25 protein-coding genes are annotated in these 24,629 nt (G+C 60.2%); 19 read left to right on the forward strand and 6 right to left on the reverse strand.

All coding sequences use genetic code 11. The features are described 5' to 3' along the window. Positions 1–140: 140 nt before the first annotated feature. The 7 genes from JAB6_RS03935 to JAB6_RS03965 all read left to right on the forward strand — a co-directional run bounded on the left by JAB6_RS03935 (position 141) and on the right by JAB6_RS03965 (position 7,531). Positions 141–2,015, forward strand: a complete 1,875-nt coding sequence (locus JAB6_RS03935; RefSeq protein ID WP_070301435.1) for a LamG-like jellyroll fold domain-containing protein — start codon at positions 141–143, stop codon at positions 2,013–2,015. Between the two features lie 118 nt (positions 2,016–2,133). Beyond that, positions 2,134–2,589 carry a peptidylprolyl isomerase gene (locus JAB6_RS03940; RefSeq protein WP_034785165.1) on the forward strand — a complete coding sequence of 152 codons (456 nt, stop codon included), beginning with the start codon at positions 2,134–2,136 and terminating at the stop codon, positions 2,587–2,589. A 9-nt stretch (positions 2,590–2,598) separates the two neighbouring features. Further along, positions 2,599–3,546 (forward strand): 4-hydroxy-3-methylbut-2-enyl diphosphate reductase, encoded by a 948-nt coding sequence (gene ispH, locus JAB6_RS03945; RefSeq protein ID WP_034747471.1) that lies wholly within the window; start codon positions 2,599–2,601, stop codon positions 3,544–3,546. A 295-nt stretch (positions 3,547–3,841) separates the two neighbouring features. Next, positions 3,842–4,771, forward strand: a complete 930-nt coding sequence (locus JAB6_RS03950; protein ID WP_034747477.1) for a branched-chain amino acid ABC transporter permease — start codon at positions 3,842–3,844, stop codon at positions 4,769–4,771. A gap of 22 nt (positions 4,772–4,793) precedes the next feature. Beyond that, on the forward strand, positions 4,794–6,011 hold the full coding sequence (locus JAB6_RS03955; protein ID WP_034747480.1) for an ABC transporter ATP-binding protein: 1,218 nt from the start codon (positions 4,794–4,796) through the stop codon (positions 6,009–6,011). A gap of 12 nt (positions 6,012–6,023) precedes the next feature. Further along, complete coding sequence (locus tag JAB6_RS03960) at positions 6,024–6,797, forward strand: ABC transporter ATP-binding protein (protein WP_034747484.1); 774 nt, start codon at positions 6,024–6,026, stop codon at positions 6,795–6,797. Positions 6,798–6,808: 11 nt separating this feature from the next. Next, on the forward strand, positions 6,809–7,531 hold the full coding sequence (locus tag JAB6_RS03965; RefSeq protein ID WP_139143277.1) for an ABC transporter ATP-binding protein: 723 nt from the start codon (positions 6,809–6,811) through the stop codon (positions 7,529–7,531). Between the two features lie 115 nt (positions 7,532–7,646). On the opposite strand, the gene JAB6_RS03970 is transcribed toward JAB6_RS03965, so the two are convergent. Beyond that, the gene (locus JAB6_RS03970; protein ID WP_034747490.1) at positions 7,647–8,213 is read right to left on the reverse strand and encodes a phasin family protein; all 567 of its coding nucleotides are present in this window, start codon (positions 8,211–8,213) and stop codon (positions 7,647–7,649) included. A 416-nt stretch (positions 8,214–8,629) separates the two neighbouring features. On the opposite strand from JAB6_RS03970, the gene JAB6_RS03975 reads away from it, so the two are divergent. The 3 genes from JAB6_RS03975 to pbpG all read left to right on the forward strand — a co-directional run bounded on the left by JAB6_RS03975 (position 8,630) and on the right by pbpG (position 11,471). After that, positions 8,630–9,481, forward strand: coding sequence for a DMT family transporter (locus JAB6_RS03975; protein WP_070224559.1), 852 nt, complete (start codon positions 8,630–8,632; stop codon positions 9,479–9,481). 21 nt (positions 9,482–9,502) lie between these two features. After that, positions 9,503–10,222: a nitroreductase gene (locus tag JAB6_RS03980; protein WP_070301437.1), complete on the forward strand. Its 720-nt coding sequence runs from the start codon at positions 9,503–9,505 to the stop codon at positions 10,220–10,222. 175 nt (positions 10,223–10,397) lie between these two features. Further along, positions 10,398–11,471: a D-alanyl-D-alanine endopeptidase gene (pbpG, locus tag JAB6_RS03985; RefSeq protein WP_070301438.1), complete on the forward strand. Its 1,074-nt coding sequence runs from the start codon at positions 10,398–10,400 to the stop codon at positions 11,469–11,471. Between the two features lie 32 nt (positions 11,472–11,503). On the opposite strand, the gene JAB6_RS03990 is transcribed toward pbpG, so the two are convergent. Then, a complete protein-coding gene (locus tag JAB6_RS03990; RefSeq protein ID WP_034747499.1) occupies positions 11,504–12,283 on the reverse strand; it encodes an IclR family transcriptional regulator in 780 nt (259 codons plus the stop codon). Positions 12,284–12,437: 154 nt separating this feature from the next. On the opposite strand from JAB6_RS03990, the gene JAB6_RS03995 reads away from it, so the two are divergent. From JAB6_RS03995 to JAB6_RS04030, 8 genes are all read left to right on the forward strand, one after another. Then, the gene (locus JAB6_RS03995) at positions 12,438–12,821 is read left to right on the forward strand and encodes a diacylglycerol kinase (protein WP_034747502.1); all 384 of its coding nucleotides are present in this window, start codon (positions 12,438–12,440) and stop codon (positions 12,819–12,821) included. Between the two features lie 130 nt (positions 12,822–12,951). Then, entirely contained in the window at positions 12,952–13,956 is a 1,005-nt protein-coding gene (locus JAB6_RS04000; protein ID WP_070301439.1) for a sulfate ABC transporter substrate-binding protein, read from the forward strand. Positions 13,957–14,000: 44 nt separating this feature from the next. Continuing rightward, positions 14,001–14,567 (forward strand): alpha/beta hydrolase, encoded by a 567-nt coding sequence (locus JAB6_RS04005; protein ID WP_070301440.1) that lies wholly within the window; start codon positions 14,001–14,003, stop codon positions 14,565–14,567. A gap of 41 nt (positions 14,568–14,608) precedes the next feature. Next, entirely contained in the window at positions 14,609–15,247 is a 639-nt protein-coding gene (locus tag JAB6_RS04010; RefSeq protein ID WP_034747512.1) for a peroxiredoxin, read from the forward strand. Between the two features lie 342 nt (positions 15,248–15,589). Then, positions 15,590–16,399 carry a sulfate ABC transporter permease subunit CysT gene (cysT, locus tag JAB6_RS04015; RefSeq protein WP_099408869.1) on the forward strand — a complete coding sequence of 270 codons (810 nt, stop codon included), beginning with the start codon at positions 15,590–15,592 and terminating at the stop codon, positions 16,397–16,399. After that, entirely contained in the window at positions 16,396–17,322 is a 927-nt protein-coding gene (gene cysW / locus JAB6_RS04020) for a sulfate ABC transporter permease subunit CysW (protein ID WP_070301500.1), read from the forward strand. Before cysT ends, cysW begins: the two co-directional genes overlap by 4 nt. 1 nt (position 17,323) lies before the next feature. Further along, entirely contained in the window at positions 17,324–18,394 is a 1,071-nt protein-coding gene (locus tag JAB6_RS04025) for a sulfate/molybdate ABC transporter ATP-binding protein (RefSeq protein ID WP_034747519.1), read from the forward strand. A gap of 14 nt (positions 18,395–18,408) precedes the next feature. After that, on the forward strand, positions 18,409–19,341 hold the full coding sequence (locus tag JAB6_RS04030) for a CysB family HTH-type transcriptional regulator (RefSeq protein ID WP_070301441.1): 933 nt from the start codon (positions 18,409–18,411) through the stop codon (positions 19,339–19,341). On the opposite strand, the gene JAB6_RS04035 is transcribed toward JAB6_RS04030, so the two are convergent. The 3 genes from JAB6_RS04035 to JAB6_RS04045 all read right to left on the reverse strand — a co-directional run bounded on the left by JAB6_RS04035 (position 19,338) and on the right by JAB6_RS04045 (position 20,953). Then, complete coding sequence (locus JAB6_RS04035; RefSeq protein WP_070301442.1) at positions 19,338–19,691, reverse strand: MmcQ/YjbR family DNA-binding protein; 354 nt, start codon at positions 19,689–19,691, stop codon at positions 19,338–19,340. The two genes, JAB6_RS04030 and JAB6_RS04035, sit on opposite strands and share 4 nt — an antisense overlap. Further along, positions 19,688–20,299, reverse strand: a complete 612-nt coding sequence (locus JAB6_RS04040) for a DUF2185 domain-containing protein (protein WP_070301443.1) — start codon at positions 20,297–20,299, stop codon at positions 19,688–19,690. Before JAB6_RS04040 ends, JAB6_RS04035 begins: the two co-directional genes overlap by 4 nt. Positions 20,300–20,374: 75 nt before the next feature. Beyond that, positions 20,375–20,953 carry a hemerythrin domain-containing protein gene (locus JAB6_RS04045; RefSeq protein ID WP_175444482.1) on the reverse strand — a complete coding sequence of 193 codons (579 nt, stop codon included), beginning with the start codon at positions 20,951–20,953 and terminating at the stop codon, positions 20,375–20,377. Positions 20,954–21,350: 397 nt separating this feature from the next. Between JAB6_RS04045 and JAB6_RS29665 the strand changes: the two genes are divergently transcribed. Beyond that, the gene (locus JAB6_RS29665; RefSeq protein ID WP_254671447.1) at positions 21,351–21,902 is read left to right on the forward strand and encodes an FxDxF family PEP-CTERM protein; all 552 of its coding nucleotides are present in this window, start codon (positions 21,351–21,353) and stop codon (positions 21,900–21,902) included. Between the two features lie 84 nt (positions 21,903–21,986). On the opposite strand, the gene JAB6_RS04055 is transcribed toward JAB6_RS29665, so the two are convergent. Next, complete coding sequence (locus JAB6_RS04055) at positions 21,987–24,389, reverse strand: TonB-dependent siderophore receptor (protein ID WP_070301445.1); 2,403 nt, start codon at positions 24,387–24,389, stop codon at positions 21,987–21,989. Between the last annotated feature and the right edge of the window lie 240 nt (positions 24,390–24,629).

Below are 24,629 nucleotides of genomic sequence, written 5' to 3' on the forward strand. Positions count from 1 at the left end.
AAAAAAACAAAAGCCAAGATGCCCGGAGCGGGTATTTTCAGGCGCTATCATTTGCCTGTCGTTGCATTCCATGCAAGTTGCAGCGACGGGGAGTCAGGGCCCTGAACTCAATGTCTTCCACTTGTTTTACAGGAGCAGTCATGCCGTACATCAAAGTTATCAATGGAGTCATGCAAGAGTTCAACGCCGCCGGCGTCAACACGGGCAAGGTCAGCGGCATCGGCCTCAATTCGCACGCGTACCTGGAGCGCCGCACCTGGAGCGCCGTAGCCGCAGCCACGACGACGAATGACAGCAACCCCGATTACCCGGCCGATTTTCCCTATCTCGCCGCCAATGGTTTCAAGTACATCCAGGTGATGATGGCGCCATTTAACGGCACAATGGCCGACGGCACCGGCTATCAGGTGTGGGACTACGTTGTCGGCAAGCCAAAATTTGCCGACGACAACACGGTCGTGGACCTGGGAATCAACGATACATACTGGGCTGCGGTGAAGGCGCTGCTCGACTGTGCGCTGGCCAACGGCATCGGCATCATTGCCTGTCCGTTCTGGAATCCCTATGCCGTGCCGGAGTTGGTGGGGGAGGCGGGCGCTACACGAACCGAGCACGATGTAATCGCGCGCGCTGCACTGATCAATCCTCAATCGAAAACACGCCACTATATGCGTGCCTTTGCCCAGGCGTTTGCGCAGCGCTACAGCAACCACGCCGGCATCGCCGCGTGGATGGCTGCGCAGGAACTGATGGCCGGGGCGAAGATAGACTTGAATTCGACGCGGGAAATCATCCAGGAAACGGCGCAATTGCTGCGCGACAACGATACCCTGGCCCGCATGATTTCGTCCGGCAATGCGGGCATTGCCCATACCTCGCCCCGTCAAGGCTCCTTGCAGCAATATGTTGAGGAAACCCTGCCATTCATGAATCCGGATCCGGTCGACTGTCTGTGCGAAAACCTGTTCCCGGGTAACGAATATGTCAGCAGTGGCCTGCTTGAGGGCGCGGATTTGCCATCCGACTTCGTTTCGTCTTCGCTCGCTTATTTGCAAGTGATGCAGCGCGCGGCCGAGAAATTAGGCAAACCGTATTACCTTGGCAGCTTTTGCCTGTCTAAAAAGCAAGAAAGGGCCTTGCAAGATACCGAACGGCAGGACAATTTGCACGCATTGCTGAGCGCCATACGCCGTACGGGTGTGCAACTGGCATGTTACTGGGCCTGGAATGCGGGCAAAGCCATGGAGGTCGGCGAAATGAACCTGGTGCAGACGCCGACGCATACTAACGAACGCGAGCCTGTCTGGAACGCCTTGCGCGGCGACGACGCCATCCGCCCTGCACCGCCCAAGCCGTGTTTCGGCGTGACGAAGACCTTGCAGTTCCAGCCTGGCCTGATGCTCACCGTGCCTTCGTCCGTGCGCTACGAGAGTGCGGATTTTTCACTGTCGTATTGTATCCGGCAGCAGGCTGTAACCTCGACCAAGGACGTTGATCAAGCGTTCATCAAGCGCCAATCGAATAGCAAAGGCTGGGCGCTGCTGCAAAAGTTTATTACTACGCAGAACAATCTGAGCACCTACCTCCAGTTATGGGGAGGAAATGCCGTGAGCTCGAACAGCAATGGCCACGGTGCGAAGGTGGATGTCACTGACCGCTGGCTGCGCTGCACTTACACCGTCAAGCATGATGGTTCCATCAGCCTATACGTCGACGATTTTCTCATGTACCAGGGGAACAAAATGGCGCAGCCATTCGTGAACGCTGCGGGCACACCCTTGGTGATCGGTCGTGCCGTCAATGCGCTGGAGCAGGGCACGCCCGCCTGGCAGTTGTCGGACGTTATCCTGTACGACCGCGTGCTGACGCCCAAGGAAGTGTATGACTATGGCCAGTACGGCATCGTGCACCGGCCTGTGGGGCGCTGGAAGCTCGACGGCAACCTGGAAGACAGCTCGGGCTTCGGCAATCATGCGAGCACGCCTGGCGGGTTGACGTACGTCAACGTCGGATAAGTGACAGGGTACGCGGCCATGTTTTTTGACAAAAGCATGGCCGCGCCGAGATGGCATGGGGCGCGCTGGCTCAGGGTGGCTTACAATATCGTTTTGCACCAGTTACTTGAAAACTACTATGTCCAACGAGCAACCAGCAGTCGTCACCGAAGCGGCTTACCTTACCCTGCATTATCGTCTTGCTACTGTTGACGGTACTGACATTGTCACGACCTTCAGCGGCAATCCCGCGACCTTGATGCTGGGACAGGGCCAACTGGCGCCATTCCTCGAGCAGCGTCTGCTGGGCTTGCCTGAAGGCACGCACCAGACGTTCGAGCTGGCAGCGGGCGAAGGCTTTGGCGAGCGCAATCCCGAGCTGGTGCAATCCGTCTCGCGCGCTACCCTGGACGAAAACTCGGTGCCGGGCGCCGACTACAAGATCGGCGACCTGGTCGACTTCGCCGCGCCGGGCGGCGGCCGCTTTGCCGGTGTGCTGCGCGAAATGCGCGACGATTCGGCCCTGTTCGACTTCAACCATCCGCTGGCCGGCCAGCCGCTGCGCTTTGAAGTCAAGCTCATTTCGGTCCTGTAAGGAGTAGCGATGGATAAAGAACTGTTACTGGCCCAGCCCCGCGGTTTTTGCGCTGGCGTCGACCGGGCGATTGAAATCGTCGAACGCGCCTTGCAGCAATTTGGCGCACCGATCTATGTGCGCCATGAAATCGTCCATAACGCCTATGTGGTGGCCGATTTGCGCAACAAGGGCGCCATTTTCATCGACGACCTCGATGACGTGCCTGCCGGCAATACGCTCGTGTTTTCCGCCCACGGCGTGTCGAAAGCCGTGCGTGCCGAGGCGGAATCGCGCGGCCTGAGCATTTTTGATGCGACTTGCCCGCTGGTCACCAAGGTGCACATGGAAGTGGGCAAGATGCGCCGCGAAGGCCGCGAGATCATCATGATCGGCCACGATGGCCATCCCGAGGTCGAGGGCACGATGGGCCAGGCCGATATGGGCATGCATCTGGTGGAAACGCTCGACGATGTGGCGAAATTGCAGGTCGCCAATCCGGAGAGCCTGGCCTATGTTTCGCAAACAACGTTGTCAGTTGACGACACCAGCGACATTATTGCGGCTTTGAAAGCGAAATATCCGAATATCGCCGAGCCGAAAAAAGGCGACATTTGCTACGCCACCACGAACCGCCAGGAAGCCGTGAAATTCATGGCGCCGCTGGTGGAAGTGGTGATCGTCGTGGGTAGCCCGAACAGCTCGAATTCGAACCGCCTGCGCGAAGTGGCAGACAAGATGGGCACGCCTGCCTACATGGTCGACAATGCCTCGCAGATCGACCCGGCGTGGCTGGAAGGCAAGCTGCGCGTGGGTGTCACGGCTGGCGCCTCGGCGCCCGAGGTGCTGGTGCAGGCCGTCATCGACCGCTTGAAAGAGTGCGGCGTGAAGAGCGTGCGCCCGCTTGACGGCGTGCAGGAAGCCGTCACGTTCCCGATGCCGAAAGGCCTCGACGGCATCAAGCGCGACGTCGCCTGAGGCTGTACGGCTGCTGAGTATCGATGAAATAGTTACCTCAAAACCGAATTTAATTCGGAAATGATTGATTTATTCCAAGCTTAGTTTTTGCAAAAGATCGTTATGATTGCTTCAAGCTTGAATATGTTGTCGTTATGACTAAGCAAGGTCACGCCTGTTTTCAGTGCGTGCACCATGTTGGTGAGAACGGTCCAGGGATGGCACTGCAGGAATTCTTCCTCCGGTGCCGTTTTTGTATCAGCGGCATGTTCTGGCGGAAGTTGTTCCCGAAAAATGCATATTTGATAGGGCAATCATGGATACATTCATCCAGCAGATCATTAACGGCTTGGTGTTGGGCAGCATGTATGCCTTAGTCGCCCTCGGTTACACCATGGTGTACGGCGTGCTGAACCTGATCAACTTCGCCCACGGCGACGTGCTCATGATCGGCGCCATGGTGGGCTTGACCATCCTCAAGCTGCTGGGCATTTATGTGCCCGACTGGCCCGGCTATCTGAAGCTGGCCACCGCCATCCTCGGCGCCATACCCATCTGTATTCTGGTCAACATCATCATTGAGCGGGTCGCCTACCGCCGCCTGCGCAATGCCCCCCGCCTCGCCCCCCTGATTACCGCCATCGGCGTCTCCATCCTGCTGCAAACCTTCGCCATGATGATCTGGACGCGCAATCCCTTGCCCTTCCCGCAATTGCTGTCGACCGACCCCATCAACATAGGCGGCGCCGTGATTTCGCAAACGCAAGTGTTGCTGCTGGCCCTGGCCGCGCTGTCGATGGGCGGATTGGTGTTGCTGGTGGAAAAAACCCGCATGGGCCGCGCCATGCGCGCCACGGCGGAAAACCCCCGCGTGGCAGGGCTGATGGGCGTCGATTCCGACAAGGTCATCGTGGCCACCTTTGCCATCGGTGCCGCGCTGGCGGCCGTGGCCGGCGTGATGTGGGGTGCCAACTATGCCTCCATTCAATTTTCCATGGGCGCCATTCCTGGTCTGAAAGCGTTCTGCGCGGCGGTGCTGGGCGGCATCGGCAATATCTACGGCGCCATGCTGGGCGGTATCTTGCTGGGCATTATCGAAAGCCTGGGCGCCGGCTATATCGGCGACATCACGGGCGGCTTCCTGGGTAGCCACTACCAGGATATCTTTGCCTTCGTCGTGCTGATCATCGTGCTGACCCTGCGCCCGTCCGGCATCATGGGCGAACGCGTGGCCGACCGTGCCTGATGTGAAACTGGGAGATTAAATCATGGCACTACTCGATTTTGACGCTAAGAAAAATCCGGCCAAGGCCTACGCCGGCATGCTGGGCCTGGCCGCGCTGCTGATGGTGTTCCCGTTTTTTGCCGCCCAGTTCGGCAACTCGTGGGTACGCATCATCGACATGGCCTTGCTGTACATCATGCTGGCCCTGGGCTTGAACATCGTTGTCGGCTTTGCCGGCCTGCTCGACCTCGGCTACATCGCCTTCTACGCCGTGGGCGCCTACCTGACGGCCTTGCTGGCGTCGCCCCAGTTCGCCATTCTGCTCGAATCGGTGGTGAATCAATATCCGGTGCTGGGCGAAACCCTGGTGCAGCTGATGGGGCCGGAAATCCGCGAAAACGGCATCCATTTGTCGATCTGGATCATCGTGCCGCTGGCCGCTTTTGTTGCCGGCCTGTTTGGCGCCCTGCTGGGTGCGCCCACCTTGAAACTGCGCGGCGACTACCTGGCCATCGTGACCCTGGGCTTTGGCGAGATCATCCGCATCTTCATGAACAACTTGAACGACCCGATCAATTTCACGAACGGGCCGCAAGGCATCAATCTGATCGACCCGATCCGCATCTTTGGCGTCAACCTGGCGGGCGAGGCGGGCACCAACAGCACCGTCACGGTGGCCGGTTTTTCCATGCCGTCCGTGAACGCCTATTACTTTTTGTTCCTCTTCCTGTGTATCGCCGTTGTGTTCGTCACCAAGCGGCTCCAGCATTCGCGTCTGGGCCGCGCCTGGGTGGCCATCCGCGAAGACGAGATCGCCGCCAAGGCCATGGGCATCAATACGCGCAACGTGAAATTGCTGGCCTTTTCCATGGGAGCCTCGTTCGGCGGCGTGGCGGGCGCCATGTTTGCCTCGTTCCAGGGTTTTGTCTCGCCGGAATCGTTTTCCCTGACGGAATCGATCGCCGTGCTGGCCATGGTGGTGCTGGGCGGCATCGGCCATATCCCCGGCGTGATCCTCGGCGGCGTGATCCTCGCTTCGATACCGGAAGTGCTGCGCCACGTGGTGGAGCCGGCCCAGCAGGCGCTGTTCGGCCACGTGGTGATCGAGGCGGAAGTGCTGCGCCAGTTGCTGTACGGCCTGGCCATGGTCTTGATCATGCTCAACCGTCCTGCCGGCCTGTGGCCATCGCCGAAGCACGAAGACCGGCCCGACCACGACGTCGACCAACCCAACAAATCCACCGGCGTCGTGTCCGCTTAAGGGAGGGATAGCATGAGCGAACAGATCATTCTCAATATTGCCGGCGTGAATAAACGTTTTGGCGGCTTGCAAGCGCTCACCGACGTGGGCATCACCATCCGGCAAGGCCAGATCTACGGCTTGATCGGCCCGAACGGCGCCGGCAAGACGACGTTTTTCAACGTGATCACAGGCCTCTACCAGCCCGACACGGGCACTTTCGAGCTGGCCGGCAAACCATATTCGCCATCCGCGCCGCACAAGGTGGCCAAGGCGGGCATTGCGCGCACCTTCCAGAACATCCGTTTGTTTGGCGACATGACGGCGCTGGAAAACGTCATGGTGGGGCGCCATGTGCGCTCGCATCAGGGCGTGTTCGGCGCCATCTTCCGCCACAAGGCGGCGCGCGAGGAAGAGGCGTCCATCCGCAAGCGGGCCATGGAGCTGCTCGACTTCGTCGGCATCGCCCAGTTCGCCAGCCGCACGGCGCGCTTCTTGTCGTATGGCGACCAGCGGCGCCTGGAAATCGCCCGCGCGCTGGCCACGGACCCGCAACTGCTGGCTCTCGACGAGCCGGCGGCGGGCATGAATGCCACGGAAAAATTGGCCCTGCGCGAGTTGCTGGTGAAAATCAAGGCCGAAGGCAAGACCGTGCTGCTGATCGAGCACGACGTGAAACTGATGATGGGACTGTGCGACCGCATCACCGTGCTCGAGTATGGCAAGCGCATCGCGGAAGGCTTGCCGGCCGAAATACAACAAAACCCGGCCGTCATCGAGGCTTATCTGGGAGGGTCGCACGCATGAGTAACGCTGGCTTGAACAGGAATGTATTGAAGGTATCGGGCCTGCACGTGGCCTACGGCGGCATCAAGGCCGTCAAGGGTATCGACCTGGAAGTCAACCAGGGCGAGCTGATCGCCCTGATCGGCGCGAACGGCGCCGGCAAGACGACGACCTTGAAAGCCATCACGGGCACTTTGCCGGCCTGCAAGGTCGAAGGCACGATCAGCTACCTGGGCGAGTCGCTCAAGGGCACGAAATCGTTCCACTTGGTGGAAAGGAAACTGGCCATGGTGCCGGAAGGGCGGGGCGTATTTACCCGCATGTCGATCCGCGAAAACCTCATGATGGGCGCCTACACGCGCACGGACAAGGCCGGTGTCGAGGACGATATCGCCCGCTGGTTCGACGTCTTTCCACGCCTCAAGGAACGGGCGGCGCAGATGGCCGGCACCTTGTCTGGCGGCGAGCAGCAGATGCTGGCCATGGCGCGCGCCCTGATGAGTCATCCGAAGCTGCTGCTGCTCGACGAGCCGTCGATGGGCTTGTCGCCCATCATGGTCGAGAAAATTTTCGAGGTGATCCGCAAGGTGTCGTCCGAAGGCATCACGATCTTGCTGGTCGAACAGAATGCCCGTTTGGCCCTGCAAGCGGCGCATCGCGGCTATGTGATGGATTCCGGCCTCGTCACCATGGGCGGCAACGCGGCCGCCATGCTCGACGACCCGCGCGTCAAGGCGGCGTATCTGGGAGAGTAAGCGCGCATAAAAAATGCCCCAGCTGGGCTGGGGCATAATGGCATCCGTCGGGGAAGTACGGGATGGATGCCTGGAGGAGCAGGTACAGCGGACCGCCGTAGCGGTCGCGCAAGAATTACTTGGCGGCAGCGCGTGGCACGACTTTTTCAGCTGCTTGCGTGAACTGGTTCACGGCCGAGGTCAGGTTCGCTTCGATGGCTTCGACGGCTTGCTTGCTGGTTTTCGAGAATTGCTCGTAGCCCGCATTGGCGTTGCCGATGGCGCTTTTCAGGATGGCGACGGCGTTTTCCGAACCGGCTGGCGCGTTCTTGGTGACTTCTTCCACCAGGGACAGGACTTTACGGTTGGTTTCAGCGATTTGCGATTCAGCAGCTTTGCTGAATTCGGCTTGGGTGCCCGACGTGATGGCAGCCAGGTGACGGCCGTAAGCGATGGCTTTTTCGGCGCTAGGCTGGGCTTGAGCAGCGCTCAGCGAGAAGAATTCTTGTGGATCTTTTGCCGACAGCAATTGCTTGGCGGCGGCGGTCGATTCTTCCAGGGTCGCTTTGGCAGCGGTCAGGTTCAGTTCGACGATCTTTTCGATGCCTTCGAAGGCTTTGCCCGTCAGCGACGAGAACAGGGCGAATTGGGCTTCCAGGTTGGCTTTGGTAGCGGACGAAAATTGCTCAGGAATTGAAAACATATAAATCTCCAAAAAATCGAAATCTGGTTAATTTGATGCTGCGTGTACCGTTTGGGAAAGCAGGTGAATCTAAATTTTTCAAGCTGAACAAGAATTGTGCAACGCAACAAACCCTATTCTACGGTGAAAAAAAACGAAGTCAAGCGTTTCTTGTGCGATGCAACAATTGAATAGATTTGGATCAAAAGTCATTGTTTCTAAAGAGAAATATTTGATTTCTGGGTGTCAATGGTTTATGCCTAAACTATCGTTTCCAGCGGCTACGGGGACGATTGCGGCGCAGCATGCTAGACTTTGCCTCCCGCACTGGCGCAGCACCTGGTGCCGATCCCGTTTCCCGAGTTGATACCATGTCCAATCTTCCCGCCGCGGCTGGCGCCAGCGGCAAAGCCTCTCTTCTGACCACTCTGACGCCGATGGCCTTGCCTGGCTTCTTCGTGTTGTTATGGAGCACAGGTTTTATCGTGGCCAAGTTCGGCCTGCCGTACGCGCCCCCGCTGACTTTTTTGCTGCTGCGCTTCCTGGGCGTGCTGGTGATCCTGCTGCCGCTCGTGCTGCTGTTGCGCGCACCGTGGCCCGTAGGACAGTTCCGCCAGATCGCCGTGGCCGGCATCTTGATGCAGGCCGGCTACCTGGCTGGCGTCTGGTGCGCCATCAAGCTGGGCATGCCGGCCGGCCTGTCCGCGCTGATCGTGGGCATGCAGCCCGTGCTGACGGCCTGCGCCGCACCGTTGATCGGCGAATCCGTGCGCCCGCGCCAGTGGCTGGGCCTGTTCTTCGGCTTGCTGGGCGTGGCCCTCGTCGTGTATGCGAAGATCAACCTCGTGGGCCTGACCGTGGAAAGCGTGCTGCTGTGCGTGTTCGCGCTGCTGTCGATGACGGCCGGCACCATGTACCAAAAACGCCACTGCCCGCAATTCGACTTGCGCACGGGCACCGTGGTGCAGTTTGCCGCCTCCATCGTCGTGGTCTTGCCATTCGCCCTGTATTACGAAGGGCTGGACCTGCATTTCAGCAATGTGCAATGGACGGCGAATTTCATCGGCGCCTTGCTGTGGTCGGTACTCGTGCTGTCCATCGGCGCCATCTTCCTGCTGTTCGCCCTGATTCGCCGCAGCGATGCGACGAAAGTGACGGGCTTGCTGTACCTGACGCCGCCCACGACGGCCGTGATGGCCTGGCTGATGTTTGGCGAAGCGTTCAATATGCTGGGCATCGCCGGCATGCTGGTGGCCGTGGTCGGCGTCGTGTTTGTCGTCAAGAAATAGTTAGAGCAGGAGAGCAGGGCAGTGAACAAGCAAGCATCTGAAACACAGGCGGCGCAGCAAGCCGTCGACGCCGTCATTCTGTCGCGCCGTTCGATCCGCGCCTTTTTGCCCACGCCGGTGGCGCAGGACGATATCGCGCGCATCCTGGAAGTGGCGGCGCGCGCGCCTTCGGGCGCCAACATGCAGCCGTGGAAAGTGTATGTGCTGTCGGGCGAGGCGCGCGCGCGGCTGTCGCGCCGCATCCTCGACGTCTATGCCGCACCGAAGGCGCCCGATGCGCCCGCGCGCACGGCGTCGTATATCTATTACCCGCGCCAGTGGACGGCGCCGTTCATCGAACGCCGGCGCAGGATCGGCCTGGACCTGTACCAGCTGCTGGGCCTGGAGCGGAGCGACACGGCCGGCATGGCGGCTCAGCATGGACGCAATTTCCAGTTTTTCGATGCGCCCGTCGGGCTGATCTTTACCATCGAACGGGTGCTGGAGCAGGGTTCCTGGCTTGACTACGGCATGTTCTTGCAAAATATCATGCTGGCGGCGCGCGCGCGGGGACTCGACACGTGCCCGCAAGCGGCCTTCATCCACTACCATGACATCATCCGCGACGAGCTGGGCGTGCCGGCCAGCGAAATGGTGGTGTGCGGCATGGCCCTCGGCTATGCCGACCCGGACAAGGTCGAGAACCGCTTGAGCACGGAACGCGAGCCGCTGGCCGGTTTTGTTAAATTCATGGACAAATAGACATCCCGGCGATGTGCACCAGCAAATAGCCGTCAAGGATGAGCTTGTTTGCTGATCGCTAACGATTTGTATTTCAGTACTGCAATAAATACTGTCCTAACTGTTAAATAGGCTTGCGAATACTCTGCATTTCGCTACACTGCAATAAGGCAACAGCTTCACGGGGAATTATCGAATGGCTAAGTTTAAACTTGCGCTGGGTATCCTGGCTTCCCTGCTGTTTGCACTGGCGCCGGCTGCGGCCGTGCACGCCAAGGAAGCGAACGGCAAATCCTCAGCCTCCAAGAAACAGAACACCAAGAAAGTCAAAGTCGTGCTGCGCAAGAGCGCGACGGCCGCGCCGCGCGAAAAGAGCGTGCGCCGGGTTGTCATGGTGCGCGGCAAACGCAAGGTCATCTATCAAAAAATCAGCAGCGTGGCCGTGCCCATGGCCGCGCCGATGCCCACTATGGGCGACCTGGCGGGCCTGAACCTCACGCGCGATCCGCTCGACCTCAAGTCGAGCGTGGCGCTGGTGCTGGACCAGAACAATTCGGAAGTGCTGTTTGAAAAGAATTCGAATGTGGCCCTGCCCATCGCCTCCATCACCAAGATGATGACGGGCCTGGTGGTCGTCGAAGCGCACCAGGACATGGATGAATTGCTGACGATCACGGACGAGGATGTCGATCGCGCCAAGTTCAGCAGCTCGCGCCTGAAAGTGGGTTCGCAATTGACGCGGGCGAATATGCTGCACATCGCCTTGATGAGCTCGGAAAACCGTGCCGCCTCGGCGTTGGGCCGTAATTATCCGGGCGGCTTGTCGGCGTTTGTCGACGCGATGAACAGCAAGGCGCGCCAGCTGGGCATGATGGATACGCATTACGTCGATTCCAGCGGCTTGTCGAAGATGAACGTGGCCAGCGCGCGCGACCTGGGCAAGCTGGCCATGGCCGCCTTCCGCCATCCGCTGCTGCGCGAGTACTCGACGGACCCGAAAGCCATCGTCGAAGCCAGCGGCCAGCCCATGCAGTTTGGCAATACGAATCACCTGGTGGCGAATCCCGGCTGGGAAATCGGCTTGCAAAAGACGGGCTTTATCAATGAGGCGGGACGTTGCCTGATGATGCAGGCTGTCATCGAAGGACGGGCCGTGATTATGGTTTTCCTTGATTCCAAGGGAAAACAGTCGCGCACGGCCGATGCGGGCCGCATGCGCAAGTGGCTGGAAGCCCTCAAGCCTGCCAACATGAGCTTGCCTGGCGGCTAACAGAAACAGGGCAGCGTTGCTGCCCTGTTTCTTTAGTCTTGGGGTATAAAACCCAAAGTCACTGAAATCTGGTTCGCCGTTTCCACCAGGTCCACCAGCCACTCATCCTGCAGGCGGTCGGCTGGCGCCGAGATCGACAGGCCGGCGATCAGCTTGCCTGTATCGTCGCGGATGCCGGCGGCCATGCAGCGCACGCCCAGTTCCAGCTCTTCATTGTCGCGCGCATAGCCGCGCTCGCGCACCAGGCTCAGTTCGCGCTCAAGCTTTTGCAGATCCGTGATGGAATTCTTGTTGTGTCCGGCCAGGCCCGTGCGCGTGGCGTACGCGCGGATGGCTTTCGGCTCGTCCACGGAGAGGAACAGCTTGCCGGTCGAGGTCAGGTGCAGCGGGCCGCGGCCGCCGATGGCGCGCACCACCTGCATGCCCGAGCGTTCGGAAAAGGCACGGTCGATGTAGACGATCTCGTCGCCCTGGCGCACGGACAGGTTGATCGTTTGCTGGGTTTTCTTGTGCAGCTGGCGCATGAAGTCCAGCGCCGCTTCGCGCACGCTGAGGCGGCTTTTCACTACATTGCCCAGTTCCAGCAGGCGCATGCCCAGCCGGTACGTGCCCGGTTCGATGCGGTCGACAAAGCGCGTCAGCACCATGTCGTTGAGGATGCGGTGCGCCGTCGAGGGGTGCAGGCCCGATACTTTGGACAATTCCTTCAGGCTGACCGGGTCGGAATATTTGGCCAGGGCATCGAGCAGGGCGACCATGCGTTCGATGACCTGGATCGTCGTCTTCGGGGCAGCGACCGGTTCAATTTTCATGATGGATTTGGTGCAATGCAGTATTCATCCTTCTTTATACCATGATGTGAAAAAATAGTGAAATGTTCCGAGATAGATAGCGAATAAATTGTCACAATCCCTATTGTGCCCGTCATAATGCGTGGATAGCATGTGCTTTGAACCATGGAAAACTATGCAACCTGTAAATGAATTCAAGAGCAAAAGCGGCTTGAAACGGATTTTCTCCGCCTTTTTCTACTCGCTCGATGGCTTGAAAGCGGCCTGGCGCCACGAACATGCGTTCCGGCAGGAACTGGGCCTGTTCGTCGTCGGCACGGTGATCGCCTTGCTGCTGCGCGTTTCCGCGTTTGAAAAGCTGGTGCTGATCGGCGTGCTGCTGCTGGTGCTGATCGTCGAATTGATCAATTCGGCAATTGAAGCCGTGGTTGACCGCATTTCGCTCGAACGTCATCCGCTGTCGAAAAACGCCAAGGACTTTGGCAGCGCCGCCGTGCTGCTGACCTGCATCCTGGCCTTCGCCACCTGGGCCGTCATTTTGTTTAACCGTTTTTATTAACTGCTAAATCCCCGTTGCGCGCCGTCCATATGTGAAAAACGCATATCAAACGGCGAAACGCTTCGTTCTCTTTGCGGCCATGGCGCCGTAATCTGGTGGCTCTGCAAGTTCAACCACACGGGGATCTTAGATGCTGTCGAAAAAAATCATCATTGCCGCCGCCATCAGCGCGTTTGCCATTCTGCAAACGGTGCAGGCTGCCGATATCACCCTGCTCAACGTGTCGTACGACCCGACGCGCGAGCTGTACCAGGATGTGAATACGGCGTTTGCCAAGGAGTGGAAAGGCAAGACGGGCGACAACGTCAAGATCAAGCAATCGCACGGTGGTTCGGGCAAGCAAGCGCGCGCCGTCATCGACGGCCTGGAAGCTGATGTCGTCACCCTGGCTCTGGCCTATGACATCGATGCGCTGGCCGAGCACAAGCTGCTGGCCGGCGACTGGCAAAAGCGTTTGGCGCACAACAGCTCGCCTTACACCTCGACCATTGTCTTCCTGGTGCGCAAGGGCAATCCGAAAGGCATCAAGGATTGGAACGACCTGATCAAGCCAGGCGTCTCCGTCATCACGCCGAATCCGAAAACCTCGGGCGGCGCTCGCTGGAACCACTTGGCAGCATGGGGCTACGCGCTGCGCCAGCCGGGCGGCAACGAAGCGAAGGCCAAGGATTTCCTCGGCAAGCTGTATAAAAACGTGCCCGTGCTCGATTCCGGCGCGCGCGGCGCCACCACCACGTTCGTCGAGCGCGGCATCGGCGACGTGCTGATCGCCTGGGAAAACGAGGCTTACCTGGCCGTCAAGGAACTGGGCCCGACCAAGTTCGACATCATCACGCCATCCGTCAGCATTCTGGCCGAGCCGCCCGTCGCCGTCGTCGACAAGTTTGCCGACAAGCACGGCACGCGCAAGGTGGCCGAGGCTTACCTGAACTACCTGTACACGGATGAAGCGCAAGACATCATCGCGAAGAATTACTACCGTCCGGCAACGGACAAGGCGGCGAAGAAATACGCGTCGCAGTTCGCCAAGGTCAACCTGTTCACCATCGAGCAAGTGGCCGGTGGCTGGACGGCCGCACAGAAGGCGCACTTTGCCGACGGCGGCATCTTCGACCAGATCTACCAGCCTAAATAATACCGGATGGCACGATTGCCAGACCGTTACTAAAAGGATACATCATGGCGCTGCGCAGCTTTTCCGATTACCGGGTACTGATCGTGCCGGGCTTGCATAACAGCGGTCCCGAGCATTGGCAGAGCCGCTGGCAGCGCCTATATCCGCAATTCGAGCGGGTCGAGCAGGACGACTGGAACGCGCCCGACCTGGCCACCTGGTCGGCGCGGCTGGACCAGGTGCGGCGGCAGGATGCGCGCCCGACCCTGATCGTCGCTCACAGCTTCGGCTGCCTGACGACGGCGCACAGCCTGGCGCACGATCCGCAGGGCGTGGCCGGCGTGCTGCTGGTGGGACCAGCCGATCCCGACAAGTTTGGCGTGGCGAAGGCATTGCCGCAAAAGCGGCTGCCTTGCCCCGGCATCCTGATCGCCAGCCAGACCGATCCGTGGATGACGGCCGAACACGCGGCGCAGTGGGCACGGCGCTGGAATTGCAAGTATATTGATGGCGGTGCGCTGGGCCATATCAACGCCGAGTCGCGCCTTGGCGACTGGGTCTACGGCCAGGCGCAATTGCAAACGCTGTTTGATCTGGCGCAAAGCGACAAGCGCCACCGTCAGGCAGCCTGATTCGACCAACATCCCGATACACAACCTCACAGGAGATCACGATGACTTTACGCCTGGGCGATGTCGCCCCTGATTTTGAACAAGACAGCTCGATCGGCCCGCTCAAGTTCCACGAGTGGGCGGGCAATTCCTGGGTGGTGCTGTTTTCCCATCCGGCCGACTTTACCCCCGTATGCACGACGGAACTGGGCTTGACGGCCAAGCTCAAGCCGGAATTCGACAAGCGCAACGTAAAGGCCATTGCCCTGTCCGTGGACGCGGCCGAGTCGCACAAGAGCTGGATCAAGGATATCGAAGAGACGCAAAACACGGTCGTGGGCTTCCCCATCATCGCCGACGTCGACAAGAAAGTGTCGGTGCTGTACGACATGATCCACCCGGAGCAATCCGTCACGGCCACCGTGCGCTCCGTCTTCATCATCGACCCGAACAAGAAAGTACGGCTGATCCTCACGTACCCGCTGAGCACGGGGCGCAACTTCAATGAAATCCTGCGCGTCATCGACGCCCTGCAACTGACGGACGGCTACACGGTGGCCACGCCAGGCAACTGGAAAGACGGCGACGACGTCATCATTCCATTGACCGTGCAAGACCCGGACGTGATCAAGCAGAAGTATCCGAAGGGGTTTACGGCAGCCAAGCCCTACTTGCGCTTGACGCCGCAGCCGAACAAGTAAGAACGGGGTCAGTCGCTTCGCGATTGAAATGCGTCCTACTAGGACGCATTTCCCCGTCGGGTCTGACCCCAGCCGTCAAGGTGTTGGGTTAAGTGTGTGCCCACCCCAACCCCACCCCAAAAGCCGGGGTCGGACCCGCAGGGTCCGACCCCTTTTTTTCGCCCATAGATTCCGCCAGCAAGTATGCAAAATCCATCTAAGCAAATGAGAAATGGTTAGTTCTTTTTATAACGGTTGCATGTGATTATTGCGCCCTATAACTCAAAAATGTAATAAGAAGGGGTTTCTATGTCTGCAGCATCAGCAGCACCGCTCAAGGCGCGCGGAGCGCCGTTTCGGGTCATGCCGGGGTTTAAGCTGTCACTGGGCTTCACGCTCTTTTACCTGGCCTTGATCGTTCTCATCCCGCTGTCGTCGGTGTTCCTGAAGACCTTTACCATGACATGGGACGCCTTCTTCAGCGCCGTCACGTCCGACCGCGTGATGGCGTCCTACCGCCTGACGTTTGGCGCTTCGCTGATCGCGGCCCTGTTGAACGTGGTGTTTGGCGGCATCCTGGCCTGGGTGCTGGTGCGCTATAAGTTTCCCGGCAAGCGCATCATCGACGCGCTGGTCGACTTGCCGTTCGCCTTGCCGACGGCCGTGGCCGGCATCACCCTGACGGCCCTGTATTCGTCGAACGGCTGGTTCGGCCAGTTCATCGAAGGCGTGCTGGGCATCAAGGTGGCGTTTACGCCGCTGGGCGTGGTGGTGGCGCTGACCTTCATCGGCTTGCCTTTCGTCGTGCGCACGGTGCAACCGGTGCTGGAAGACGCGGAAAAGGAACTGGAAGAAGCGGCAGCCAGCCTGGGCGCCAATTCCCTGCAAACGTTTATCCGCGTCATCTTCCCCACGATCTTGCCGTCCTTGCTGACGGGCTTTGCGCTGGCCTTTGCCCGCGCCACGGGCGAGTACGGTTCCGTGATCTTTATCGCCGGCAATATGCCGATGGTGTCGGAAATCACGCCGCTGTTCATTATTACCAAGCTGGAACAATACGATTACGCAGGCGCCACGGCCATCGCCGTGGTGATGCTGGTGGTCTCCTTTTTGCTGTTGTTGACGATTAACCTGCTGCAAGCATGGACGCGCGGAAAGGCGAAGAAATCATGAGTACGAATACGACTGCCGCCGCTGGCGTGGACAAGGCGCTGCCGACAGCGCGCCGCTTCGAACCGAATGTCGGCCCCGTCGTGCTGGAACCATTGTGGGTACGCACGGTCTTGATCACCATCGCCTTGCTGTTCCTGACGGCCTTCCTCATCGTGCCCCTGGTGGCCGTGTTTGCGGAAGCGTTCAAAAAGGGCTGGGAAGCGTATATCGCCGCCATCATCGATCCGGACGCGATTTCCGCGATTAAATTGACCCTGATCACGGCCGCCATCGCCGTGCCGCTGAACCTGGTATTCGGCGTGGCCGCTTCCTGGTGCATCGCCAAGTTCGAGTTCCGCGGCAAGAGCATCTTGCTGACCCTGATCGACTTGCCGTTTTCCGTCTCGCCCGTGATTTCCGGCCTGATCTACGTGCTGATGTTTGGTGCCCAAGGCTGGTTCGGCCCGTGGCTGCAGGCGCATGACATCAAGATTTTGTTTGCCGTGCCCGGCATCGTGCTGGCCACGATCTTCATCACCTTCCCGTTCGTCGCGCGTGAATTGATCCCGCTGATGCAGTCGCAGGGCAGCGAAGAGGAAGAGGCCGCAATCGTGCTGGGCGCGTCGGGCTGGAACACTTTCCGCCGAGTCACCTTGCCGAATATCAAGTGGGGTCTGCTGTATGGCGTGATCCTGTGTAACGCCCGCGCCATGGGCGAGTTCGGCGCCGTGTCCGTGGTCTCCGGCCATATCCGCGGCGAAACGAACACCATGCCGCTGCAAGTGGAGATTCTGTACAACGAGTACAACTTCGCCGCCGCATTTGCCGTCGCCTCTCTGCTGGCCTTGCTGGCCTTGGTGACCCTGGCCTTGAAAGCTTTCATTGAGTGGCGTTTGAACGAGAGCGACGCCGACGATTCCGCCTTACGTTCTACGGAGCACTGACATGACCATCGCAGTTAAAAACATCCACAAGCGTTTTGGCGATTTCGTCGCCCTCGACAATATCTCGCTGGACTTTCCCGCCGGCGAATTGACGGCCCTGCTGGGCCCTTCGGGTTGCGGCAAGACCACCTTGCTGCGCATCATTGCCGGCCTCGAACATCCGGACAGCGGGCAAGTGCTGCTGGACGCGGAAGATGCGTCGAACCGCCACGTGCGCGAGCGGCAAGTCGGTTTCGTTTTTCAACACTATGCGCTGTTCAAGCACATGACCGTGTTTGAAAACGTGGCCTTCGGCTTGCGCGTGAAGTCGCGCAGCGAGCGCCCGTCGGAAGACCAGATCCGCCGCAAGGTCAAGGATTTGCTGGAACTGGTACAGCTCGACTGGCTGGCCGACCGCTATCCGCCGCAGTTGTCGGGCGGACAACGCCAGCGTATCGCCTTGGCGCGCGCCTTGGCCGTGGAGCCGCGCGTGCTGCTGCTTGACGAACCGTTCGGCGCCTTGGATGCCAAGGTGCGCAAGGAATTGCGCCGCTGGCTGCGCCGCCTGCATGACGACTTGCACGTGACCAGCATTTTCGTCACGCATGACCAGGAAGAAGCGCTGGAAGTGGCCGACCAGGTCGTGCTGATGAACAAGGGTACCGTCGAGCAGCTCGGTTCCCCTGAGCAAGTCTACAACCACCCGGCTTCGCCCTTCGTGTATGGCTTCCTCGGCAACGTCAACCTGTTCCACGGCCGCGTGCATGACGGCGTGATGGCCACCGGCGACGCCAGCTTCGAAGTGCCCGATTATGCGGGCGTGAGCGACAGCAAGGGCACGGCCTATGTGCGTCCGCACGACCTGGAAATCGACCGCTACACGCAGGGCGCCGAAGGCATCGTCGTCAAGCTGAGCCGCGCGCATGCGATCGGCCCGCTGGCCCAGCTGGACTTGCAGCGCGTCGATAACAGCGAGCTGATCGAAGCGGTGATGTCGAACGAGCGTTTTACGCATCTGCAGCTGAAAGAGGGCGAGACCCTGGTCGTGCGTCCAAAGCGTTTACATGTGTTCGTTGAACCGACAAGAACCTGAGAGGCTGGAACACTATGAATTTTCAACAACTGCGTTCGATCCGCGAAGCGGCCCGCCGCGGCTACAACCTGACGGAAGTGGCCAACGCCCTGTTCACGTCGCAGCCGGGCGTAAGCCGGCAAATCCGCGAACTGGAAGATGAGCTGGGCGTGGTGATTTTCGAGCGCAACGGCAAGCGCTTGACGGGTTTGACGGAGCCGGGCAAGGGCATCCTGAAGATCGTCGACCGCCTCTTGATCGAGGCGGAAAACCTGCAGCAGGCCAGCCTCGAGTACAGCGGCCAGACCAGCGGGACCTTGTCGGTGGCGGCCACGCACACGCAGGCGCGCTATGCGCTGCCGAAAGTGGTGCAGGGCTTCCGCGCAGCTTTCCCTGAGGTCCGCATCGCGCTGCAGCAAAGCGCGCCCGAACACATCGCGGAATGGGTGTTGTCGGGCAAGACCGATATCGGCATCGCCACGGAAGGCTTGAGCCAGTTTCCCGACCTCGTGTCGTTTCCGTGCTACCGCTGGAGCCATCTGATCGTCGTGCCGGACGGCCACCCGCTGCTCGAGCACTCGCCGATCCGCCTGGAAGACCTGGCGAAATACCCGTTGATCACCTACGACAAGGGGTTCACGGGACGCGGCCATATCGACGATGCGTTCGCCAAGGCGGGCGTGACGACCGACATCATTTTGACGGCCATGGATTCGGACGTCATCAAGCAGTACGTGGCGCTGGGCCTGGGCGTGGGCATCGTGGCTTCGATGGCCTTCGACCATGGCCGCGACAAGGGGCTAAGGGCCGTGGAAGCGTCGCACCTGTTCGCCACCAACACGACGCGCCTGGCCGTGCGCCGCGGCGCCTACCTGCGCGCCTACGCCTACGAGTTCATCCTGCAGCTGGCGCCGGACTTGACGCGCGAAGACATCGACCGCGCCATGGCGGGAGAGGAAGCGCTCTAGGCGATGGCCGCCCGCTGCGCGCGCGTCAGGCTGGCCACGGCGCGCGCGTAGCTATCGCGCACCAGTTCCGCCAGGTAATCGGCGGGGAAGCGCGCCACGTCGACGATGGTCACCCAGTGAAAGCGGCCCATGTAGCGGGCCGGTTTGATGCCGGGCATGTCCGTCAGTTCGATAAAGCGCTCGGCGCTGACCCGCAGGCTGAAGCGCCACTGCTCGGGCGCGCTGGTCTTGAAATAGGCAAATTTCTTGCCGCTCACTTCACACAAGAGGATGTTCGACGGCGGGCCATACAGCACAGCTTGCGCGCCGGGCAGGGCCGCGCAAAATTGCTTCAGTTCATCTGTTGTCATTCGTCCACCGCCATGAATTGTTGCGTGTTGTGGTCGAAGGCATAGGCCGATCCGGCGGGAGAATCCAGCAGCGCAATACAACGATCGTCCACGCTGAGCACGGCGCCCAGCGATACGAGGGCCACGTTGGCGCTGTCGTTCATGTAGTCGTCGCTTTCGTCGTTGGCCGTGAAGCGCCAGCCGCTGTCGTCGTCGTTGTCCGGTTCCTCGCGGTATAGATAGCCGACGGGCGCGCCGTCTTCCAGCACTTTTTTCGTCACGAAGCACAGGCCCGCGTAGCGGTTGACGAGGTTATCATCATCGTCGTGCTGCGTATTGATGATGTGGCGCGCCGCGAAGGCGATGGGGTCTTTCGCCTGCAAATCGGCGATGTAGCCGGGCATGTTGTCGAGCTTGCCGGTGAAGTGCCCATGCGGCTCGACTGTATCGACCAGCACCCACATGCGCTCGGCACCCGGCGCTTGCGGGTCGTCGCTGTGGAAGGCGAAGATCAGCTTGACCACTTCGCCGGGGCGCACCTGGGCGATGGCCTCGGGCGGCGATTTATAAAAAGTATAGGGATGGCGCGCCGCCAGTTCGGCGGCGTCGGCCAGGTGCCAGCTGGGCATGGTGGTCCGTCATCGGAGTCGAAGAGCTCCCATGGTAGCTGATTGCCCGCCGGCCTGGCTACTCCCCACGCCAGTTCAGGCTGCCTTGCGGGCAAACAGCCTGGCCGCCAGCAGTACGCCGGCCGCGCCCATGACCCAGGCCGTGGTGCTGCTGGAAAAACCGACCAGCGTATTGGCGGCGATCTTGCCCGCTTGCGGTTTGACCAGGGCCATGCGGCGCTGCGTCATCTGTGCGCCCAGCTCGCTCAAGCGCCTTGCTGTCAGCTGCGTCTCGGCTTCCGGCAGCAGCACGGTTTCTTCATCGGCGACATGGTGCAGCACGCCGCGCATCATTTCCAGCAGCAGGGTGTCATGGCGCGTGGTCGCCGCATCGGTTGCGCGCAATTCGGCGATCAGGCGGCGCATTTCCTGGTGCTCTGGCACGCTTTTCTGGCGTACCGCGGCATCGCCGTCCAGCTGGCGCATCTGCGGATAGAAAATTTCCTCTTCCAGCTGCGCGTGGATGTCCAGTGCGCTACAGATGGTTTCTGCCAGGGCTTTTTTGACGGCAGGTTTTTTGCTGGTGGTGTACTGATGGAAGGCCAGCAGCACGTGGCTATGGTCGAAGCGGATCATGTCGGTGATGGAGGGACTCAATTTGCTTAAAGTCAGCATGGCGTGCTCCGTGATGGATGTCGGCAGGAGCATGCATGATAGGGCGCGGCGAGGGGCCGTCCGGCAGGAAGCATGGCGTTTGTCTGCGCTGGCGCAAGACGGCGTGCGATAACGCCGGCCGTGCTTGCCTGAACGGCGCATGCGTCTGTGTGAATTAACAACACTTCCATCCAGTCAGCAGGTTTCGTCGTCCCGGTTGTACGAAGCATGACACTACGCAAAGCAGGCTAATGCATTCAATGCATGAGACCGATTGAAATTTTCAATGACTCAAGATGTTTCTTTTATTGCATTTTGATTTCCTGAATGATATCTTTTGTCCAATCGCAAAGAAGCGTAATAAAAATATAAACAACATTGTAATTTTTGAAATTCATCAATAGGGGAAACTATGAACATGACTAAACGTGCTGTACTGGGTCTCTGCCTTGCTGTCTCGGCTTGCCTGGCGCCATTGGCCCAAGCTGCGAGCTGGGTGGAAATTACCGATCCTGCCATGAGCGGCTTCGCTGTGGGCGGCAAGACCGTCACCTACGGCAGCGTGGCAGCGGACTCGGTCTGGGTCTATGACGGCGCCAACCCGTCGGGCGCGCAAAGTGCGGCCGCCATCAAGAGCTTGGTCAGCAGCAAATTTGGTCTGCCATCGAGCGGCACCGGTTCGCTGGTCTTGGCCGCCCAAGGCGACCTGGTCAGCAGCAAGTCCGGTTCGTTCACCGTCAACTCCAGCTTTGACTACCTGGCCGTGCATTATGGCCGTGGCGAACTGTTGTTCCACTGGGACACGCCGCTGGCCGCCAATACGGTTTTCAGCCTGGGCAACCTGCCGCGTGGCCTGAGCAATTTCCGCGCGTTCAATTCGGTCTCGGCAGTGCCTGAGCCAGCGACCTACGGCATGATGCTGCTGGGCCTGGGCCTGGTCGGTTTTGCCGCGCGCCGCCGCCGCGCCTGAGCCTGCAGCGCCTGCGGGCGCAAGACGTGAAAAAGCCCGGAAACGCGTTATGCGTTCCGGGCTTTTTACATGGCAGAGCGCTATTTACCAGCTATAGCCAGCCTTGGCGTAGTAGTAGCGGCCGTTGAAACCGTTCGGCGCGAAGATGCTGTAGGGCTGGGTGCCGTTGACGTTCAGGTTGCCCGCGCTCGTCACTTGCGCCGGGTAGCGGTTGGTCACGTTGTCGATGCCGGCCACGAGGCGCCAGTTCTTGCCCAGTTTCACGGAACCGGACACGTCCAGCACCCATTGCGGGTCATACGTCTGGTCCAGCTTGACGTCGTTCTGCGGCACGGTGAAGCTGCCGTAGCGCGTCACGACGCCGTGCGCATTCCAGATGCCGAAACCGTAGTCGGCGGCCAGGCTGAACTTGTCCTTCGGCGACGCCACCGTGATGCGGTCGATGCTCTGGCGGTCAATCAGTTTCAGGTTGTTGGCCGTCAGGATGGCCGGATTGTCGGCGATTTTCTGTACCTTGCTCTTGTTGTGGTTGTACGCCACGGTGAGGTCGAGGCGGTCCTTGTCCTGCAGGTCGATGCGGTAGGTGCTGACGATGTCGACGCCTTCCGTGCGCGTGTCGACGGCGTTGGTGAAATAGCGTCCCGAGCCCACAGGCGTGCCTTGCGCGGCCAGGACGCTTTTCAATGCATTGTTGAGGACCAGATTGGCCGAGAACAGGATGCGGTTGTCGATGTCGATGCGGTAGGCATCCACCGTCGTCGTGAAGTTGCGGTTAGGCTGGAACTGCAGGCCCAGGCTGTAATTGCGGGCCTTTTCCGGTTTCAGATCCTGTGCACCGAGGGCGCGCGCCTGCGGCGTGTTGACGGCGAAGGTACCCGTTTCGATCGGCGTGTTGACGCCGTTGACGACCTGGAAGTTGGTGGTGGTGATGGTGTAGTACTGCTGCGCCAGCGATGGCGCGCGGAAGCCGCTCGACACGGTGCCGCGCAGGGACAGGGCGTCCGTGAACGCATAGCGCGCGGAACCCTTGGCCGAGGTGGTGCTGCCGAAATCGCTGTAGCGCTCATGGCGCAGGGCCACGCCGCCCGACAGTTTCTTCGTCGCTTCCGCTTCCAGGTTGACATAGATCGACTCGTTGTGGCGCGAATGGCTGCCCGCGTTGGCAGGACGGAAGCCGGCAAAGCCTTGCGAGCCGCCGCCCGTGTACGACGCTTCGTCGCCGGCGCCGATGCTGTACTTTTCATGGCGCGCTTCGGCGCCCACGGCTACCGTCAGCGGGCCCGTAAAGTAAGAGACGGGAAATTCGCGCGCGGCATCGAGGTTGAATACGGTCTGTTCGTTTTTCAGCGAGCCGGCATAGAAATGCGTGGGGCTGTTCGCGCCCAGCGACTGGTTGACCGTGTTGTCGAGGTCCAGTTCGAACTTGTTGCTGCCGTAATTGAGGCTGGCATCCCAGCGCCAGCCGGCCGCTTCACCGCGCAAGCCCGTGACGATGGACTGGTCCGTCAGGGTGCTGTTTTGCAGCGGCAAGAAGCCTTCCGGGAACAGCGGCGTGCGCAGGGCGGTGCCGTTGTAGGCCGTGCGCCAGGTGGCGGCGGCCGACGTGTCGCGCTTGCCATAGTTGCCGAAGGCGTACCAGTCGATGTTGTCGTTGATGCGGTATTCGCTGTTGAGGAAAATCGTCGCCGGCTTGCTTTCCGGATCGCCATAACGCTGGTTGACCTTGCCGTAGCGCGGCTCGGCCGGATTGCGGAAGTCGGCGCCGGCGCGGTTGGTCGGATCGCGTTCCGCCACTTCCGCCGAGACGCGCACCCAGCCGTCGTCGCCGAGCGCGAAGCCGGCCGAACCCTTGATGGATTTTTGCTTGCCGTCGCGTTCCTGCGTCTGGCCATAGCCCACTTCGACGTCGCCGCCGGCCGCGCCTTTTTTCAGGATGATATTGATCACGCCGGCAATCGCATCGGAACCGTACTGGGCCGCCGCGCCATCGCGCAGCACTTCCACGTGGTCGATGGCGGCCAGCGGAATGGCGTTCAGGTCGACGGGCGCCGAACCGCGGCCCAGCGAACCGTTGACGTTGACGACGGCCGACGTGTAGCGGCGCTTGCCGTTCACCAGCACCAGGGTCTGGTCGGGCGACAGGCCGCGCAGCTGGGCCGGACGCACGGCGTCGCTGGCGTCGGCGCCCGTGGCGCGGGCAAAGTTCAGCGATGGCAGCAGGCGCGCCAGCACGGTGGCCAGTTCAGCGGAACCCGTGCTTTGCAGGTCGCGCGAGGTGAGGATGTCGATCGGCGATTCGGAATCGATGGTGCGGCGGTTCTTGGCGAAGGTGCCGGTAACCACCACCGATTGCAATTCGCCTTCGGCCGGCAGCTCTTGCTGCGCTTGCGCCTGCATCGGTAGGCTGAAGCAGGCGACCAGGCTGGCGGCGATAACGGTTTTGACGGGGAGGGCGGGAAGCTGGGAGCGGGCGGTGCTTGAACTCATCGACGATATCTCTTCGGTTGGTGGTTGCGCGGACCATGGCGGTCCGATGATGCAATCAGATTAACAGTGGGCACGCGGCGTGCTTACGAATCGTTCTGTCTATCGATATGCAATAAATATCTGAAAGACGTCAACATGGCGCGAGTAGCGCATATGGCCTCGTTTCCAGCATACGACCGGGCAAGGCAAGGCCGCAATGCTGCACAGCAGTAAATTGCCAGCTGTTGTATAAATACGACT

The organism is Janthinobacterium sp. HH104 (assembly GCF_001758715.1).
GTDB classification, from domain to species: Bacteria; Pseudomonadota; Gammaproteobacteria; order Burkholderiales; family Burkholderiaceae_D; genus Janthinobacterium; species Janthinobacterium aestuarii.

What these genes read in the sequence shown, in the direction of transcription:
- JAB6_RS04010 (WP_034747512.1), top strand. Translation starts at nt 14,609, where the DNA reads ATGACTTTACGCCTGGGCGATGTCGCCCCTGATTTTGAACAAGACAGC.
- JAB6_RS03940 (WP_034785165.1), top strand. Translation starts at nt 2,134, where the DNA reads ATGTCCAACGAGCAACCAGCAGTCGTCACCGAAGCGGCTTACCTTACC.
- JAB6_RS03975 (WP_070224559.1), top strand. Translation starts at nt 8,630, where the DNA reads ATGGCCTTGCCTGGCTTCTTCGTGTTGTTATGGAGCACAGGTTTTATC.
- JAB6_RS04030 (WP_070301441.1), top strand. Translation starts at nt 18,409, where the DNA reads ATGAATTTTCAACAACTGCGTTCGATCCGCGAAGCGGCCCGCCGCGGC.
- JAB6_RS04040 (WP_070301443.1), bottom strand. Translation starts at nt 20,299, where the DNA reads ATGCCCAGCTGGCACCTGGCCGACGCCGCCGAACTGGCGGCGCGCCAT.
- JAB6_RS03970 (WP_034747490.1), bottom strand. Translation starts at nt 8,213, where the DNA reads ATGTTTTCAATTCCTGAGCAATTTTCGTCCGCTACCAAAGCCAACCTG.
- cysW (WP_070301500.1), top strand. Translation starts at nt 16,396, where the DNA reads ATGAGTACGAATACGACTGCCGCCGCTGGCGTGGACAAGGCGCTGCCG.
- ispH (WP_034747471.1), top strand. Translation starts at nt 2,599, where the DNA reads ATGGATAAAGAACTGTTACTGGCCCAGCCCCGCGGTTTTTGCGCTGGC.
- JAB6_RS04000 (WP_070301439.1), top strand. Translation starts at nt 12,952, where the DNA reads ATGCTGTCGAAAAAAATCATCATTGCCGCCGCCATCAGCGCGTTTGCC.
- JAB6_RS03935 (WP_070301435.1), top strand. Translation starts at nt 141, where the DNA reads ATGCCGTACATCAAAGTTATCAATGGAGTCATGCAAGAGTTCAACGCC.
- JAB6_RS03960 (WP_034747484.1), top strand. Translation starts at nt 6,024, where the DNA reads ATGAGCGAACAGATCATTCTCAATATTGCCGGCGTGAATAAACGTTTT.
- JAB6_RS03950 (WP_034747477.1), top strand. Translation starts at nt 3,842, where the DNA reads ATGGATACATTCATCCAGCAGATCATTAACGGCTTGGTGTTGGGCAGC.
- JAB6_RS04025 (WP_034747519.1), top strand. Translation starts at nt 17,324, where the DNA reads ATGACCATCGCAGTTAAAAACATCCACAAGCGTTTTGGCGATTTCGTC.
- JAB6_RS04055 (WP_070301445.1), bottom strand. Translation starts at nt 24,389, where the DNA reads ATGAGTTCAAGCACCGCCCGCTCCCAGCTTCCCGCCCTCCCCGTCAAA.
- JAB6_RS29665 (WP_254671447.1), top strand. Translation starts at nt 21,351, where the DNA reads ATGACTAAACGTGCTGTACTGGGTCTCTGCCTTGCTGTCTCGGCTTGC.
- JAB6_RS03955 (WP_034747480.1), top strand. Translation starts at nt 4,794, where the DNA reads ATGGCACTACTCGATTTTGACGCTAAGAAAAATCCGGCCAAGGCCTAC.
- JAB6_RS03995 (WP_034747502.1), top strand. Translation starts at nt 12,438, where the DNA reads ATGCAACCTGTAAATGAATTCAAGAGCAAAAGCGGCTTGAAACGGATT.
- pbpG (WP_070301438.1), top strand. Translation starts at nt 10,398, where the DNA reads ATGGCTAAGTTTAAACTTGCGCTGGGTATCCTGGCTTCCCTGCTGTTT.
- JAB6_RS04005 (WP_070301440.1), top strand. Translation starts at nt 14,001, where the DNA reads ATGGCGCTGCGCAGCTTTTCCGATTACCGGGTACTGATCGTGCCGGGC.
- JAB6_RS04045 (WP_175444482.1), bottom strand. Translation starts at nt 20,953, where the DNA reads ATGCTGACTTTAAGCAAATTGAGTCCCTCCATCACCGACATGATCCGC.
- JAB6_RS04035 (WP_070301442.1), bottom strand. Translation starts at nt 19,691, where the DNA reads ATGACAACAGATGAACTGAAGCAATTTTGCGCGGCCCTGCCCGGCGCG.
- cysT (WP_099408869.1), top strand. Translation starts at nt 15,590, where the DNA reads ATGCCGGGGTTTAAGCTGTCACTGGGCTTCACGCTCTTTTACCTGGCC.
- JAB6_RS03990 (WP_034747499.1), bottom strand. Translation starts at nt 12,283, where the DNA reads ATGAAAATTGAACCGGTCGCTGCCCCGAAGACGACGATCCAGGTCATC.